This is a genomic window from Candidatus Bandiella numerosa, from assembly GCF_029981845.1.
Lineage (GTDB): Bacteria > Pseudomonadota > Alphaproteobacteria > Rickettsiales > Midichloriaceae > Aquirickettsia > Aquirickettsia numerosa.
On sequence record NZ_CP104165.1, the window covers coordinates 22129 to 41423 of the forward strand.

The following is a 19295-nucleotide window of genomic DNA, read 5'->3' on the forward strand; positions in this document are numbered from 1 at the left end:
ATCTCTAAAAAATATTTCTTAAAAATTTAGAAATTTTATTTTGTCCAATACGCATAACTGTATAGTGGTGGGCATCCTCAATTTCAACTAGATCAATTTTTGAAGTTTTTGGTACGATAGAATTGACATTGTTAAACTTCAGTTTTGCTATATATTCTTTCGACTCTTTGTTCGCTCCATCTAAATTATTTTCTTTATCTATTAACATTGCTTTAAATAGTACAAGATTAGATTTTGTTAGGTAAATATTCATTCCTTGAACATTATAACGCAATTCTATAGGTGAAATGTCAGCACATTTTTTTATATAGGTTTTATCGTATCCTTTTGCCTCCATATAATTTGTTAATGTAACTTTTGCTGAATTTACATCTATATTCTTAACTAATTCAAGCAAATAATTATCTAATAAAATAGTATCAATTAAACAAACAAATATATTGTTTATACCTTTCTTTTCAAGTAACTCAGCAATTTTAAGGCAAATAAGTCCGCCAAGGGACCAGCCCAGAAAATAGTATTTATTTTGTTTAGTTTGCTTCATGACAAGTTGTATTTGGGATAGATAATAAAGAGCTAAATCTTCAAGATTATCTATTTTTTTATCATTATATAAATTATATGAATCAATACCATAACAACTATAATAACCTTCCAAACTTTTTGCTAAATTTATATATACTTCACACCCAGTTCTACCTGGATGAATCATAAAAAGATTATTTTTATTATAAGTATCATTAAGCTTTACCATGACCTCAAAATTTTTCTTTAATTCTATAACTCGTGGAATCAAACTTTCAATGCTTCTATGAGAATAGATGTCAGTAATTTTAAGGTAAGAATTAAATAATCTATTGGTTCTAGAAACAAGTTTCATTATTTTTATACTATCGACTCCTAACTGGAAGAAATCATGTTTTATTCCAATTTGATTTTTATCAATACCGAGTAATTCTGCCCATATTTCAACCATATTATTTTCATTTTCATTTCTAGGATTAACATGTTGGACAACATTTGAATATTTAGAAGTAGGAAGTTCTTTTATATCTAATTTACCATTCTGAGTTAGAGGAAAATCATCTAGGTAAATAAAATCTCTAGGGATCATATAAAAAGGAATTTTCCTAGATAAAAAATCCGTTAATTCATTTTGTTTTATTTTTTTATTGGATGTATAATACGCAATTATTAATTGTACATTATTAATATTATTAATAATAACTTTACATTGTTTAATTCCTGGAAATTTTGCTATATTAGATTCTATATCACCTAGGTCAACCCTGTATCCATTTATTTTTAATTGTTCATCATTCCTTCCTATATATTCTAATATACCACTTGGAAGCCATCTCACTATATCTCCAGTTCTGTATAAGCTACCAAATTTATCATCATGAATAAAAGTTTTTTGAGTCTTATCATGGTCATTCCAGTAATTTAGCGCCACTCCACTACCACCTATTAAAAGCTCTCCTTTTACACCAAAAGGGCAAAATTCTTTAATATTATTAGGATTAGCCACATATACCTTCTGATTTGGCAAAGCAATACCATAAGGAATAGTTTTCCACTCTTCTTTTATTTCTTTAATTTCAAACCATACTGACCATATGCTACACTCTGTTGCTCCCCCTAGGCTTATTACTTTTGTATTATGATCGATATTCTTTATTCTTAAGGGCAGATTGACAGGTATAAAATCTCCACTTAATAAAAACAATCTCACATATGAAATCTCAACACCTGCAGTGTTTATTAGTATTTCAGCTAATTGAGGAACAGTATTCCATATACTAATCTCATGGATTTTTAATAATTCTAACCAATGATTTGTATCCTTTAGTTTCTTTTGGTCAGGAAAAACAACTCGTCCTCCAACAGATAAAATTCCAAAAATATCATATACGGATAGATCGAAACTTAAATCAGAAAGAGCTAGTACGGCATCTTCTGAATTTATATTATATTCTTCATTAATAGCAACTATTGTATTAACTGCTCCCGTATGTGTTATTGTTACTCCTTTTGGCTTACCTGTAGAACCAGAAGTAAAAATTACATATGCTATTTCATCTTTACTAACAACAGGCAATACAACTTTACTATATTTTACAATTGTATCTGTATTAGAACTAATATCTTCTAGTATATCCTCAATAATAATTAAATTATACGTATCTGAAATCTTTCCAATCAGGTCTGCATTTTTACTAATTTCTCTTGATATTAGTATTGTTTTAACAAAACCTTGTGTAAGTATATCAATAATTCTATCAGCTGGCCAATCAGTATTTAATGGTAAATAAGCGTGACCAGCAGCCATTACAGAAATAGTTGAAACAACCTGATTATAACCTTTTTCACTAAGCACGGCTATTAATAAGCCAATATTTCCTTCCTTAGATGAGCTCAAGTAAAGATATTTTGCCAGTAAATCTGAGCTTATTAGAAGTTGCTTATAAGTAAAATTTTTGTTTTTACTTGAATCAACTATAGCAATATTATCTTCATTAAATTTACCATGTATTACTAAATCATGTATAGTATTATCTTGGTTGTAAAAATTCTTGTCAGTGGCATTAAGTGTAGAAGTGAGCTGAGTATAATCTTCATCTTTTAACCTATAGTTAATCTTATTACTATCTAAAAATTCATATAAAAATTTTTCAAAATAACTTAAAAAGTAACTCACATATTCTTCACTCACAAAATTATCGTGAGCATTAATTTTTACTGAAAATCCTTCTTTACCATACTGAGAAACATTAAAAACAATAGGAATATTGGTTTTTTCAAAACCTTCGGCAAACTTCATACTATTTTGAGAAGACTCTAAAATATGAAAATGAGTATAATTGAATACTATATTAAAAAGATCTTGATTAAAGATAGACTTAATTTTTGCATAAGGGAAAAACTGATATTTTTGTAACTGAAGTTTAGTCTCAAAAATTTGTTTAATACATTCTAAATCATCTAAATCTGGATTTATTTTATATCTAAAAGGAATAGTATTTAGAAATAAACCAAAAATTTTATCGCCATCTTCTTTTGCTAATCTATTGTGAACGACAAAACCTACTGCTAAATCTATATCTTTTGTAAAAAAAGATATAGTCTTAATTAAAACATATAAAAAAATTGAATCTATGCTAATATCATGCTTTCTTGATAATTCAAAACACAACAGAGCATATTTATTATGAAGATCAAATTTAGCAATATACCTTCCTTCATTAGATCTGGTGGAATCAAATTTCCAACTGATACCATTAGGTCTAAATTCGCTTAAGTATAATTTCCAAAAGTCAACTTGAGATAAATCTTCTACTATAGACAGCTCATTTTTAACAAACTCTCCATAAGAAATTTTTATTGGCGTTAGTTTCTCTAATTCAATATTCTGACTATAAATATCCAAAAACTCACTTATTAAGGAAGCAATACTCCAACCCTCAGCAATTGCGTGATGATAAGATACTATTAAATCAAAAGTATTATTGTTAAGAATATTAACTTTTAGTCTAAAAAGAGGGCTTTCTTTAACATCAAAGTAATTTAGAATTTCTTCTCTCATTATACTTTTGCTATCTTTAGCAGTAAAGATTTTATAATCTAGACGAAGATTACTATTTATTACAACGTGCCATATATCATCTTTACTGATAATAAATTCGGCTCTTAGTAATTCATGCCTTGCTATCAATATTTTCCATGCACTGAGAAACTTCTTTTCCTTAAAAACAGAATTTATTGGATATATAAAAACATCGTGATACGTTGTTTTATCAATTAATGACTCTATAATCATACCTGCTTGTAAATAGCTGGCCGGGTATATATCATCTACGTCTTTATTAAAGGAAAACTCATCAAAACTGACTAGACTATATGGCTTATAGGATTCTTTAATAGAAGATTTGCTAGTCAATTTAATGCATTTTAACATTTCTAGTAAAGATTTAGACCTATATAAATCTGCAACACTTAATTCATAACCAATATATTTCTTAATATTATTTACAAGTCTTATAGCAAGAATACTATCGCCACCCAATCTAAAGAAATTATCATTTACACTGATTGTATCAGCATTTATTCGTAACGTTTCAGCCCAAACCTTGCACATTTCAACCTGCAAATCACCTTCTGGTGCTAAAAAATCACGTTTTTCACTGCTATTTATCAAAATACTATATTCTTGAAGAGCTTTCCTATCTAATTTGCCATGAGAGGTAATAGAAAAATTATCCATATATATTAAATTTTTAGGAATCATGTACTCTGGCAAATTTCTTTCAAGATAGTTTAGTATTTTATTTTCATCTAATTTATTTTTAGCTACATAATAACCTATTAATTTTTTTGAAATTACTTCACCTTTATCATCATATAAATCTTCAACTAAAACTGCAGCTTGTTGTATTCCTTCATACTCAAGTAGCACTGACTCTATTTCTTTTAATTCAATCCTATATCCCCTGATTTTTACCTGAAAATCATCTCTTCCTATGTAATCTATATTTCCATCAGGCATCCATCTAGCTAAATCTCCAGTATGGTATATTATATTGTTTAGATTTTTAATTTTATCATCATCACTTTGATACAAATTTGGCACAAACTTCTTCTTTGTAAGAGTGTCATTATTTAGGTACCCTCTTGCTAAACCTATTCCACCAATATAAAGATCACCTATTGAACCTATCGACATGGGCCTTAGCTTCTTATCTAGAATATAAGCCGTTGTATTAGCTATTTGTTTTCCTATAAGGACCTTATTATCCTCTTTATTACAATAATAAAATAAAACATCAACGGAAGCTTCTGTTGGTCCATATAAATTATGACATTGTATGTTAGGAAAAATTCTAATAATCTCTTGTACATCATTAATTTTTAGTTCTTCACCACTACAAAAAAAATGCTTTAAACTTTGTGCCATTTGATTAATTATCTTAGTATTTGCACCTATTAAATACATAACAAAAACACTAAGCATTGATGGAACAAAGTGTATATATGATATTTTATTATCTATAATAAGATTAATAATTTTTATAACATCTTTATTGTCATCAGAGCTTGATAATACAAGGGTGGCACCAAATGATATTGGTAAAAAAATTTCCCAAAGAGAAACATCAAAAGTAAAAGGAGTTTTTTGTAATATTCTGTCCGTGGCACTTACTGGATATTCATTATTCATCCAAATAATTCTGTTAATTATTCCTTTATGCTCTATCATTACACCTTTGGGCCTCCCAGAAGTTCCAGATGTGTATATGACATAAGCAAGATCATTAGGCGAAACAATTACATCTAAGTTAGATAGCTTATATTCTTTAATAGATTCTATAAAATCCTCATTATCAATAGATACAATAGTTTGATCAGTCAAAAATTGTTCTAATTTATTTTGGTATTTTGAATTAGTAAGAATTAATTTTATATTAGCATCATCAATTATGTATTTAGTCCTTTCATCTGGATAATGTGGATCAATTGGAGCATAAGCAGCACCAGACTTTAAAATTGCTAAAATACCAATTATTGCATTTTCACATTTATCCATGCAAATACCAATCAGTGTATTGTTAGTAATTTTATAATTGTTACATAAATATGACGCTAATTCTGTTGATTTTTGATCAAGATCCTTATAAGTAATTTCTTTCTCTTCAAAAATTAAAGCCGTATCGTAAGGTGTTTTTATCACCTGTTTTTCAAAAAGACTATGTAAACTCTTATAAGAAGGATATTCAATAAAAGTTTTATTCCAGTCATATAAAATCTTCTGCTTTTCTTTTTCACTCAACAAACTTAGCTCAGATATGTTTTTTTCAGGAAATTGGAGTAGAATCTCAAGCATATAAGTAAAATAATCTACTAGTTTATCTACTAAATGCTGAGAAAACATAGAAATTTTATACTCAAAAGCACATTCAATATTTATTTGATCTTTTGAGTAGTATAAACCAAAGTTACCAACAGATTCTTGAAAATTTTGTTCGATGGGTTTAGATAAAATGTTTCTTAAATCCAAGGATTGAGAAAAAGAGACCTCACTTATAACCCAATCATAAATATTACTGTAGCTTGTATTAACCTCTTGAGTCAATATTTCCAAAAGATTCACACATCTAAATTTATTCTCACATTTTCTCTGCTTAGCGACAGAATGGACTATTTCAAGAAATGAATTATTTTCTTCAATATTTTTGATAAATGGCATTACATTTGCTCCAAAACCAAAATATTCAAGGTTTTTATCATACCTTGGTCTCATGTTAGCAGGATATAAGACTAATGCATTTGAGTTATGAAAATACTTATCTATAAATATCTTAAATGAAGCCAGCATAACATTAAATACAGACGTATTATGAGTTATGGCAAAATCTCTGATATGGTGTGATAAATTTTTATTTAGTGAAAATTTCCTACGTTTACCTTCATGAATATTATGTATTACGCTATTTGAATTTAGAGCATTATGCAGATATTTGAGGGTTTTAAATTTTTCTTTCCAATAATCTATTTCATTTAATCTTGCTAGCTGCTCGTTATGAATATAGTCTAAAAATGACTCTTGTGACAAGAAATTGGAGTCAGTATTAACTGTATTATTATATATTTGTGATAAATATTTTGTGAACATATATATTGAGGTATCATCACAAAATATATGATGCAGTCTAATTATTAAAATATATTGATTCACTCCATATTCAATAATAAAATACTGGAAAATTGGGGGTTTTGTTGTGTTCAGAGGCACAGAAATTATCTCCTGCCTTATGATATTTGCTTCATCTACACCTTCACAGTTTATTTTTTTAAATTTTTGCTCTAATTCATTTTCAAAAACTTGATAAGGTATAGAATTTTCCTCCACTATATATGCTCTCAATACATCAAATCTTTTAATGCATTCATTCAGTGCATGATTGATTTTTTTGATGTCAAGCGGACCATTTAAATTATACTGAATATTTATTGTATAGTATGTACCTTGAGGATTCTTCAACCACGGGTGTAATTACAAATATAGGTGAATGCGGCATTAGGAATTCTAGACACCTCTTGTAAAGGAATGTATAAGAAATATTTTTTAAAGTGCATTACCTCAATTTATAGCAAAATTAATTATTTTATACTGTTAATTCATAATAATTTATATTTTTATACCCTCTAAATAACCGGCAACTAGGGTATTTATAAAAATGCATCTTTTTTAATAACCGCCGTTCTTATCGTATAATAACTTATTTAACGATAACATATTTTATTTATGCAGCTTTGTTGTATAATAAAATCTCCTTTGCATCATCTAATGTAATATCTGCTTTTTTTAGATTATTAAAATCATATATACCTAGTAAATTAATATGTCTCCAAGTAATGATAGAACCGTGCTTTATAATATCTATTATCTCCTTTCTTTTTTCTGGGTCACAGCGCATAATTAGTTTTGTAAGCATCAAATAATTCCATAAGATAATTAAATTTTGTATTATCATTTTACATTGCACTACTATTTCTTGATCCTCTGTTATACTCTGTGTAAATTCTTGGTTATTAGCAAAAAATATTATTGAAGAAAACCTATTAGATAACTCTCCTTTATTTAATTGTTTCTCTATTTGCTGCCTTAACTCTACATTATCAATGTACTTTAAGATAAATATGGATTTTATTATTCTACCAAATTCTTTAAGTGCTTCATGTAATTGATGTTGTTTTGCATAAGAACTTAACCTACGTAAAATCCTAGAAGCTTGTGTGTTTCTGAGTTTAATTGTTACTATTAATCTTAAAATGCTATCCCAGTTTTCTTCTATTACTGAGGTTTTGATATATCTTGCTGGTAAAACAGGAGTTTTGTGTTGCGCCTTGAGTATTTGCTTAGTACTTTTATTAAAAGCAAATATACTTTGTGCGGCAATATTTTTGATACGTGGAGCAAAATCTACTCCTATTAAATAGCATATAGCAAAGATTATTTCTGTATATCCATGTGTATCGGTAGAATGGGTATCTATATTCATGTCCGCATTACATAATAATCCATCTATTACATATCCTGCATCACGTTCTGAACTGCTAAAGATAGTTGTATAAAACAACATCTGCCTTTCATCTAAAAAAGTATAAACGCTACTACCATGATTTTGGCCAAAATACTTAAATGAAAAATTTGCATTTAAGGATTCAGCCGATACCACAAATTTTTTAGCATCCCCAGAACTATGAAGTAACTCTTTATCCTTTAAAAAAAGTGTTGGTAACCATAACTTACTCATAAATTGTATAAAACTTTTATTTATTGTACTTAAATTTTCTACTGTAAAATACCAATTTACTGTATTATACAATGTATTATAATTGATTCCTTTCGATGTATTTGATAATCTATGTAGTCCCATATTAGTTCCTAATCCGAAAATTCCACCATAAAATATTTCTTTAGCAGGTTTTTTGCTTATGTTCTTGACCTTATAATGCTTAAAGCACTCAGTAAAACTCAATATCTTATCTATTTCTGAAAAAATTTCCAAAACAGATTTATATTCATTTTTACTCAATAATGAAGAAATTTTATCATGCTCTCCTCTTTCTACTTTTGGTGTATGTAGTATGAATCTTCCGTTCTTATGAAATCTTATAAATTTGTTTGTTTTATCGGTTATATTACAATTTGTAATATAATATTGTTTTTCTAATATATCTTTTAATTTTAATAACAAATCTTTAATCTTTTTAAATTTTCCAACACCAGCTCTTTCTATAAGTGTCTCCTTCTCTTTTTCCCATACGTCATCTGATATTAAATAGGCTTCTATTGGGAGAAATTTATAAGAATTAAGTAAATTAACTTCTCCACTTTTTATAGCGTCAGATATTTTTGTCAATAGTACTGCTTTATATAGCGAAACATTGAATTGATCGTTAGTTTTTCCAAAAATAAGTTTCTGTTCTATGTTAGATAAAAATTTTCTAGGGGAAGTACTATTAATATCTCCTTTCTTCTTTTGATAATCTACAATAGCTTCCATTAGGTTACTAGATTTAGTTTCTGGATTAAATTCTACATAACGTACTATATCAGCAACTCTATTTTGGATTGTTCTAGAAAAACTTTCTAATACTTTGTAATATTCTGAGTTACTTAGTTCATGTAGTATTTCTTTTTCTAATTCTTGATATTTTTTTAACTCCTCTGTAGTTATTTGCTCACCTAATATACTTTGAAGTATAGTGATTTTTTCAGCATCCGTTAACTCTTTTAAAAATACTATTTTTCTAATTTTTTCTATACTTTCTTCTGATCTTTTAAAACCTTCTATTATAGATTGAGTTTTTTTATTCTTTTCCTCATTTTTATCTATTATTTTTTCTTCAATAGCTTTTTCAACTTTGTTTAATCTCTCTTGAGTGGAACGCAATAGTATATTTACCAGTGTATCTTGCCATGTGCAATATTGATAATTTATAAACGCAGCAAGATAAAGATAAATCTTATTAGGATTATTAAGTGTACTAAGTTGTTCTATTCGTGCTTTTATAACCCATATAGCATAATACTTTGTTGCTTCAGGGGATAAATCTAATGATTTTATTAAAGGCTCTAATTCCTTAAATAAATTTTTTACAATTAAAAACCCTCTGATACTTTGTTTTATATTTTTTGGTCTTAAAGACTGATTTATGTTTTTGAGCCTTGCAACTAAATTTCTCGCATAAACTCCCTTACTATCATTTTTATCTAACAACGCATCTAATACTTCCTTATGTTCTTCTGTAATATTTATTTCTATTTTCTTGAGTGATTGAAACTCAAAAAGATTAAATGATTCTGTTATCATTTTAGCAAATACCCTGTAATTAGGCAGTTCTATTTTTTTTGATGTTAAGAAATCTATAGCTGCAAAAAATATATTACGAGGGTGCATTTGTTGTGATGCCATATGATTTAACTCTACTTTTAACAAATCTTCATTGCTACTAAAAGAAGTAAAGCCACTTATAGATAATATTAATCTTTTATGTTCTCTATATGTACGCTCCTTATAATCACTTATAGCTACCTCTCTATATCCTAATAATTTACTTATAAATATAATATCTTTTTTCTTATAATCCTCTTTTTGAAAAAATCTTTTTGTTGCTTTAAAATAACCATATTGTAATAATAAACCTGCTTTTGCTTCTGGCTTTCTAATTTGATATAGTAATTCCTGAAGTATAGGTTCTTGTTTAAAATACTTTTGTTGCTCATTAATGTTAAATATAGGAGGTTTGTCAAAGCTCATAGCTTGCTTAGGTGGGATTATCTCTATTATTTGCATTACTCTTCTTCCCCTATTAATTCGACTGCTTCTTGCAAATCATTAAAAGAGGGTGTGCAATATATTTTAGTAATATCTAAGCTTTCATGTCCTGCTAAAAATGCTACTTTTTCTAATCCTACCCCCATATCAACTAAATTTTTACAAAAACTATGTCTTAGTTGGTGTGGAGTAACATTTTTTAAATTACTACCTTTCACAATCTTTTTTAACATTAATTGTACTCCTCTTGGAGTTAAATTACCTCTTTGTCCTTTAAATATTCTACTCTCTTTACCAATATTATCTGTATAGCCTATACTCAAAAAGGAATTACGACAATCTTTGTTTAATGGCATTTCTCTCGTTTTATCTCTTTTACCTAATTTCACTATTATTTTTCCTTTTCTCTCGCTTATAGTTATCATATCCCATGTTAACTCACATAACTCATTCACTCTTAAGCCTGTATTTAATAATATTTTTATAATTGCAACATTTCTTTTATTGGCAGTTTGTTCTACTTTTCTTTGTAATTCGTTTTGTTCTAATCTATCTAACCACTTAAATCCCACCTTTAATTCTTTTACATTTTTTGGTGTGGGAATATTATATTTTATCTTTTTTGTTCGTACCCCCCAGCTTATGAACGCCTTTATACTAGCTATATGTCGATTAATTGTTTTAGGTTTTTTATTTTTAATTAATTGTTTTTTGTATAATCTTAAATCTGTAGGGGTGATTTTATCTAATATTAATTTTTCATTATTAGCTTTTAGAAACCATTTTGCAAAACTATTTAAATCAGATTGATAATTTTTTATTGTATTCTCACTTTTTTCATTTGCTTTTAAATACTCTAAAAATTTATCAATTATATTCATAAGTTATTATACGATAAGTTTTTTATTAGATAATCTAGCCTAATCTATATCTTATACGATGACTCAGCCTAATAGTCAATATATAATGCCAATTATACGATATGATTTAAAAAGGAGTATTGTTTTAAGCTTGTCGCTATATAATATATTATACGCTTAATATTATAAATATCCAATAATAACATAACTTTATATTCGCCTATTATCCTTTTATTGAAGAAATATAAAAATATAGGTCATTATAGGTAATATCATAAAAATAATTAATTCCACTATAAATAGAGGTGTTACCTTTAAAAAATTTCTTCCTGTAACTCACTTTAAATGCAGTATACAGAATTCCTAATACCAGATTTGTCTATATTTGTAATTATACCCAATTTTGAAAATATTAATAATATTGAGAGCTTAATAAGCAGAGTGATTAATTGGAAGATAATAAGAGATAATTATGAAGGAATGATAGAGTATGCTGTAGCATTAAAATTGAAAATAACAGAGCCCGAAGCGTTATTAAAAAGATTCACAGCTAATAATTTGCAACATCCAGTATATCAAGCATTACAGGAGTTAGGAAGGATAATAAAAACTATATTTACATGCAAATATTTAATCTTTGAAGAATTAAGAATAGAAATACATGAGGGGTTAAATGTGGTTGAAAGATGGAATAGTGTTAATGATTTTATATATTATGGTAAGAAGAGTACTATATCTAGTAATGAGCCAGTTATTCAAGAAATATCAATATTATACCTACATTTATTACAAGCAGCATTGGTATATATGAATACATTAATGTTGCAAAAAGTGTTAGAAGGTAATCATTGGCAAAATAAGTTAACAATAGAGGATAAAAGGGCATTATCACCATTATTTTATAATCATATAAATCCTTACGGAACTTTTAAATTAGATATGAATGAGAGGATGGAAATATGAATGAAAGAACTATGACAATAAAAGAGAAGGCGCAGAAAATAGCAAGATCTTTAAAAAAAGAAAATCCAGATTACTATTATTTAAAAGAATTATTTAAAAATATTAGAAATGAGTTAAATATAAAAGTAGAAAAGCAACCAAAGCACTTACCCTATGTTCCTATAGAAGAGGGAATAAAAAGGTATTATAAGGTAGTATTTGAATCAGAAAATATGCAAAATGTACTGATAATAAAAACACTAATATATACAGGAGTACGAGTAGGAGAGTTGGTAAATATAAAAATAGAAGATGTAGATTTAGTAAATTGCAATATAAGAATAAATAATGGTAAAGGTAAAAAAGATAGAGTAGTGCCTTTCCCAGAAGCATTTAAAGAAGTGCTAGCCTTACATATAGACAGTAATAAAAAGAAAAAGGCGACGTACTTATTTGAATCATCATGGAAAAAAGGATATAGTGTAAGAGGAATACGCAAAACAGTAACTCAATACTCTAAATTAGCAGGAATGAGTAGATCGTTATCCCCACATAAATTACGGCACTTTTTATTTACATGGATGAAAAAACAAGGAATTGACGATGCCTTAATACAACCTTATTCAGGCCATCAAAGCAGACAATCATTAGAAGTATATTCTAAATTATCTATAACTGAAGCTCAAAAAGAATATGAAAAAGTTATTAAGCATTTCCCTATATAAAGTTCCCTTTTTTATATTACAAAAAAACATCATTTTGCCATTTTAACACGTTCTCTAACCTTAGGCCTTTTACCACTTGCATATTCTTCATAAATATTTTTTGGATTTACTCCGGCTATTATTAAAGCATCTTTTTGCATATCAATATTCTGACTTCCGTCAGATTTTGAAACTCTAGCATATCCTATTAACATATTTTTTCTAATTACTTTATGTAGTATAAACGAACGTTTGCACTACCTTGCAAAATCACAACCAAATCATCTTAAAATTAGTAGCATATATCGTTATATAATCTATATAGTACAAAAGATGTCATGATAATAATGTACTACATCCATAACGATTGCAAATAAAATTTTCAAATTATAAAAAAGTAAGAAACTATTATGAATATTTGATTTTTTTACTGAAAAACCTAAAACTGCACATCTTAATTTTTCCACATCAACCTAAATAACAGCTTTATAGCAATTCGCTATCACTCTTTTTTCATTAATGTTGGAAATTACCCTATATGTAATATTCTAAAAATTTCCAGAGCTACTTTTTATAGATATATTGCAATACCCGACAAAGATATTTCCTTAGCGTAACTTTTCGTTCCGTTGATTGTCATACCCCAATTATCTTATCATATAATTTAACCGAATGCCATTGCCCTCAGCGCAGCTACCTTAAGACATGTCCTTTTTCTTAAGAAGAACATCACAAATTACTTCTTCCTTTTCTAATATATTACCATGATGTGCATCACTTACATTAATAACATTTAAACTCGAAGCACCTCGTACAACTGTATCTATATTATTATATTTAAGCTTCAATATGTGTTGTTCTGTCTTTTTTGCATCCTGATTAAGAGTAAACCTTGTATCTTCACACATCGCTTTAAATAATATAACTTTCGTATCCTGCAAAGAATAAGTCGCACGTTGCTGACCAAACTTTCCTTCTAATTCTAATACTGAGACAGCTTTTTCTATATAAAACACATCATGGCCTTCTGATATCATATGATCCCTAAACTTCTTTTTTTCCTCTTCAATATTAATCGAACTTACTTTAGAGAACAGAAATTCATCTGATAACGCTGTATCCAATAAATAAACATTTATTGCTCTAATATTCCTACGCTCTAATATACTTGCTATCTCAAGCGCCAATTGTCCACCTAATGACCAACCAAATAAATTATATATCTCTTGTTTTGTATTTGTCATTGTTTTTTCTATATGAGATAAATAGTACTCTGCTAGTTGATTTAAACTCTGTATTTTAGTTTCATTATACAAATTGTAAGAGTCTACCCCATAGCAACTAAATTCATTGCTTAACCTATTAGCTAAAGATACATATACTTCACATCCTCCTGTACCAGGATGAATCATAAACAAATTTTGTTTGCTGTATGTATCATTAAGCTTTACGATAGTTTGATACTTGTTCCTAGATTGCATAATCCTCGAAATAAAAGCCTCAGGAGTTCTATTGATATAAATATCTGTAATTTTCAGATTGGAATTATAAATGTTATTCAATTTACTGGCTAATTTTATAGCAGTGACGCTGCTTCCACCTAATTTAAAAAAGTCATGCTTCAAGCCTATTTTACCTGAGTCTATCTCCAAAAACTCTGCCCATATTTTTATTAACTGAATTTCAATATGGTTACGCGGAGCAATATACTCATCTATCAAAGTTAAATCAACTTCCGGTAGTGACTCTCTGTCAAACTTACCATTAGATGTTGTTGGAAAACTATGAACCCACATTACAATATGCGGAACCATATAATCTGGAAGCTTGCTTCGCAAATATTGCAAAATCTTCTCATCTTTAAATTTGCTATCTGATGTGTAGTAAGCTATCAAATATTTCACACCAGCTTGTTCTTTTATAACCACAACAGAATGATTTACTCCTGTAAAATTAGATAACGCAGACTCTATATCTCCTAACTCTAACCTATACCCGCTAATCTTATGCTGTGAATCATCTCTGCCAATATACTCTAAAATACCTCCTGGCATCCATCTCACTAGATCTCCAGTTTTATATATTCTACCAAAGTCAATATGTTCAATGAAAGCAGATTCTGTTTTTTCTATATCATTCCAATAATTTAATGCAACTCCTTCACCTCCAATATATAACTCTCCTTGTACACCAACTGCACAAGGTAAATAATCCTTATTCAACACATAGGTTTTTTGATTTGGCAATGGTATACCATAAGGAATGCTTTTCCATTCTTCTTTAACTTCGCCTACCTCATACCATACAGACCAAATACCACATTCTGTTGCTCCTCCCAAACTTACTAGAGTTGCAGTGTTAATCCATTCTTTTAATCTTATTGGCAGAGTTAAAGGTATCTTATCTCCGCTCAACAAAAATAATCTGATATTTGCTTTTATTGATTGTGATTTACTTACTAATAAATCGGCTAATTGAGGCACTGTATCTCATAATGAGATCTGATAATTAAACAACAACTCTCTCCAATGTTTGGGGTCTTTTATGCTATCTTGTTTTGGAAATATAATTGTTCCACCAACAGCAAGTAACCCGAATATATCATATACTGACAAATCAAAGCTTAGATCTGAAAGTGCTAATATTTTATCATCATGTGATACTTTATATTTATTATTCACTGCAATAATAGTATTCATAGCAGCTTTATGAGTAATCGTTACTCCTTTCGGTTTCCCTGTTGATCCCGATGTAAAAATCACATAAGCGATGTAATTAGAAGTCATCTTGGGAATAAACACATCTGAAAGTGTTTTTCTGAGTTGAGTATTAGTATAAATTTCTGTTAGAACATCTTCGATTACTATCAATTGATATTTAGCACTCAAATATTTTTGTATTTCTTTTTTTTGATATTGCAATCGAGAGATTAATAATAAACTCACTTCACCTTGTTGTAAGACATCATCTAATCTGTCTACTGGCCAATCTACATTAAGTGGCAAATAAGCATATGACGATTTCATAATTGATAATGTTGAAACGGCTTGATTATAACCTTTTTCACTAAGTACCCCTATTAATTTACTTGGTTTATTTGTGTAGTAAGTTATGTATTCTGTAAGGAAATCCACATCACTTAAAAGAGCTCCGTAGGTATACTGACGTGACGTAGCTTCGTCTATAACCGCTATCCGATCTAATGATTTCTGCGCCTGAGTTTCAAAAGCACTACAAAGTGTAATACTATCTTCATATGCTTGAGATGTATTATTCCACTCTTTTATAACTCTATCATAATCTGACTTAAGTAGTTCTACAGGCGTATTAGAGTTTTCTAATATGTTAAACAAACACTCTTTATAGTACTGAATAAAATAATCTAAATACTCCTTAGTTACATAGGTGTCATGCGCATTTATTCTTATCGAAAGAAATTTATCTGCATATTGAGATACGTTAAAGATAATAGGAATGTTAGTTTTCTCATACCCGGTAATAGAATTTATTTGATCCAAACTATCATTAATGGCATGAAAATTAGTGTAGTTAAAAACAAAATCAAATATTTCTTGATGAAAAAATTCTTTAATATTTGAATAAGGAAAAAATTGATATTTCTGTAACGCAAGTCTTGAATCAAATAATTTTACTAACATCTCTTTAATATTTTTATGATCTTTTAAATTAAATCTAAATGGAATAGTGTTTAAAAATAGACCAAATAACTTATCCCCATCTTCTTTTGCTAATCTATTATGCACAACCAACCCAATTGTAATGTCAGAGTTATTGGTGAAATATGATAGCGCCTTTAAATAAGCAAGTAAAAATATGCTATCAACACTTATCTTCAGTTCCTTTGCTAATTTATGCATTAACACAACATGTTTACTCTCTAGATCATAAGTTGCAATATAAACAGTATCCTCAGATTTTGCGTTATCAAACTTCCATCTAGCATTAGTTACAATAATATCTTTTAAGTAATTTTTCCAAAATTCAGCATTGTCAAGATTATTTACTGCAGATAATTCTTCTCTTATAAATTCTCCATAACGTAAATTAAGTCTTTTAGATTGCAACTCACCATCAACGTATCTTGAAAGAAATTCATTCATCAAAGTGGCCATACTCCACCCTTCAGCAATTGCATGATGATATGAGAGAATTAAATCAAAACTCTTACCCGTATCGTTAATTGAAAATCTAATCATATTTTCATTAGAGGAATCGAAATAATTAACTTTCTCTTTTTCCATTAATTCTACGCTACTGCAGTCCGTGTGTACTACATAGTTTATGATAGCTTTTTTATGGATCATAATACTCCAACCAGCATCGTCGTTTTGAATAAACTGGGCTCTCAATAATTCATGTTTATTAAATAATTCATTCCATATGTCTAAAAATCTTTCTAGATTAAATGAAACTTTCAAAGAATAATTAAAGACGTCATGATACGTAGTTCTATCAAGTAGTGATTCTAAAATCATTCCTGTTTGTAATTGACTTGCTGGATAAATGTCTTCAAATTTACCTGAATCAATTTGCAATTTATATTTTTCTGAATCAACTAGGCTAAACGGTAAATAAATCTGACCAACTTTGTTTTCAGCTACACGTTCAGATAGCAAATTACTTAAACTTATAATAGTTCTTAACGTGAATATATCATTAACTCGAATCTGACAGTTAAATGCTTGGTTAATTTTATTTACTATTCTTATCACTAAAATACTATCTCCCCCTAACCTAAAGAAGTCATCATTTATTCCTACTTTCTCTTCCTCCAATCCTAGTACTTCTGCCCAGATCTTACACATCACTTTCTCTTTTTCATTCCTTGGAGCTATATAATTCTCTTTATCTTCAAATTCTGGATCGGGCAAGAACTTCCTGTCTAACTTCCCATTATTAGTTACTGGCAACTCTTCTAGCTTCACTAAAATATTTGGTACCATGTACTCTGGTAATTTTGTTTTTATATAAGTCAATATTGATCCCTCATCTAAGTTCTTTTTTGATACATAATATCCCACCAAATAACTGGTCTCTTCACCTCGCTCTTTAGAAATTACTACAGATTGATCTATTCCTTCATAACTTGATAATACTTCTTCTATCTCTCCTAACTCTATCCTATAGCCTCTTATCTTTACCTGGAAATCATTTCGGCCTATGTATTCTATCTTGCCATCCGATGTCCATCTTGCTAAATCTCCTGTTTTGTATATTCTGCTGTCTAATTGATCTTTACTGGAAAATGGATTTGCTATAAAACTTGCTGATGTTAAATCTGCTCTATTCAAGTAACCTCTTGCTAACCCTACTCCGCCTATGTACAACTCACCTATTGCACCTACTGGTACTGGATTTAAACTAGCACTATCTAATATATAGATGGTTACATTATCTATCTGATTTCCTATATATACGGCTTCTATATCTTTGCTATTACAATCATAATACGTTACATCTATTGATGACTCAGTAGGCCCATATAAATTATGAACTCCCACTTTCGGTAATAACTCATGACACTTAGTCACTTGAGACAAATTAAGTCGCTCTCCGCTACAAAAAATATAACGTAAACTTTCAAATGGCTCTTCTATACTACCCAGAAATACATCTAACATCGATGGCACAAAATGCGTTATTGTTATACGTTCCCTTTCTATTAAATTACTTAAATATTTCAGATCTTTTTGTCCTTCTGACTTTGCTAATACTACGCTTCCTCCATACCAATTTGCCCAAAATAATTCCCATACTGATACATCAAATGTATAGGATGTCTTCTGTAATATTTTATCATTACTACTTAGACCATATTCATTATTCATCCAGTTAATCCTATTTACTATTCCTGTATGATTTAACATCACGCCTTTAGGATTACCTGTTGTTCCTGATGTATATATTACATAGGCTAAATTACTACTATCTCCTTGTGCAACTGGATTGTTAACTGAATAATCTGATAAAACTTCTGAAAATGATTTTGTAGCTATTGAGATAACCTTCTGATCTTCAGCAATAGTTTTCAATCTTTCTTCATAAACTTCGCTTGTAAATAATATACGACTATTTGTATCTTTTAATATGTATGAAATTCTTTCATCTGGATATGAAGGATCGATAGGAACATAGGCTCCTCCTGCTTTTAATATTCCTAATATTCCTATAAGCATGTGCTCACTACGATCTAAACATAACGTTACTAATGTCTCTGGCTTTACTCCATGCTCTTCTCGCAGATAATGAGCTAATTGATTTGATCTGGCATTTAACTCTGAATATGTTAATTGTTTGCCATCATATACCAGTGCTACTCTATCTGGGCTTCTCAATACCTGTAGCTCTAATAACTCTTGAATTGTTGTATCGCTCGGATAAATTTTGCTTGTTTCATTATATTTATAAATCACTTCATCATATTG

Annotated in this window: 6 protein-coding genes and 3 pseudogenes; 2 read left to right on the plus strand and 7 right to left on the minus strand. The window is 28.7% G+C overall.

The genetic code is table 11. The annotated features are described in order from the left end of the window. Nucleotides 1-4 precede the first annotated feature (4 nt). From N3Z17_RS07020 to N3Z17_RS07030, 3 genes are all read right to left on the minus strand, one after another. The gene (locus N3Z17_RS07020; protein ID WP_282472734.1) at nt 5-7039 is read right to left on the minus strand and encodes a non-ribosomal peptide synthetase; all 7035 of its coding nucleotides are present in this window, start codon (nt 7037-7039) and stop codon (nt 5-7) included. Nucleotides 7040-7301: 262 nt separating this feature from the next. Further along, the gene (locus tag N3Z17_RS07025) at nt 7302-10361 is read right to left on the minus strand and encodes a Tn3 family transposase (protein ID WP_282471556.1); all 3060 of its coding nucleotides are present in this window, start codon (nt 10359-10361) and stop codon (nt 7302-7304) included. After that, nucleotides 10361-11224, minus strand: a complete 864-nt coding sequence (locus N3Z17_RS07030; RefSeq protein ID WP_282472735.1) for a tyrosine-type recombinase/integrase — start codon at nt 11222-11224, stop codon at nt 10361-10363. Before N3Z17_RS07030 ends, N3Z17_RS07025 begins: the two co-directional genes overlap by 1 nt. 324 nt (nt 11225-11548) lie before the next feature. Between N3Z17_RS07030 and N3Z17_RS07035 the strand changes: the two genes are divergently transcribed. Further along, a complete protein-coding gene (locus N3Z17_RS07035; protein ID WP_282472736.1) occupies nt 11549-12166 on the plus strand; it encodes a Tn3 family transposase in 618 nt (205 codons plus the stop codon). Further along, the gene (locus tag N3Z17_RS07040) at nt 12163-12870 is read left to right on the plus strand and encodes a tyrosine-type recombinase/integrase (RefSeq protein WP_282472737.1); all 708 of its coding nucleotides are present in this window, start codon (nt 12163-12165) and stop codon (nt 12868-12870) included. The genes N3Z17_RS07035 and N3Z17_RS07040 overlap by 4 nt, the downstream gene beginning before the upstream one ends. Before the next feature lie 59 nt (nt 12871-12929). Here N3Z17_RS07040 and N3Z17_RS07045 read toward each other — a convergent pair. The 4 genes and pseudogenes from N3Z17_RS07045 to N3Z17_RS07695 all read right to left on the minus strand — a co-directional run. Beyond that, a pseudogene (locus N3Z17_RS07045) lies at nt 12930-13064 on the minus strand (recombinase family protein); the annotation flags it as partial. A 483-nt stretch (nt 13065-13547) separates the two neighbouring features. Then, nucleotides 13548-14903, minus strand: coding sequence for a thioesterase domain-containing protein (locus N3Z17_RS07050; protein WP_345799040.1), 1356 nt, complete (start codon nt 14901-14903; stop codon nt 13548-13550). A gap of 96 nt (nt 14904-14999) precedes the next feature. Beyond that, nucleotides 15000-18005, minus strand: a pseudogene (locus tag N3Z17_RS07690) (AMP-binding protein); the annotation flags it as partial. Beyond that, nucleotides 17988-19283 (minus strand): annotated as a pseudogene (locus N3Z17_RS07695) (non-ribosomal peptide synthetase); the annotation flags it as partial. The pseudogenes N3Z17_RS07695 and N3Z17_RS07690, both read right to left, overlap by 18 nt. Between the last annotated feature and the right edge of the window lie 12 nt (nt 19284-19295).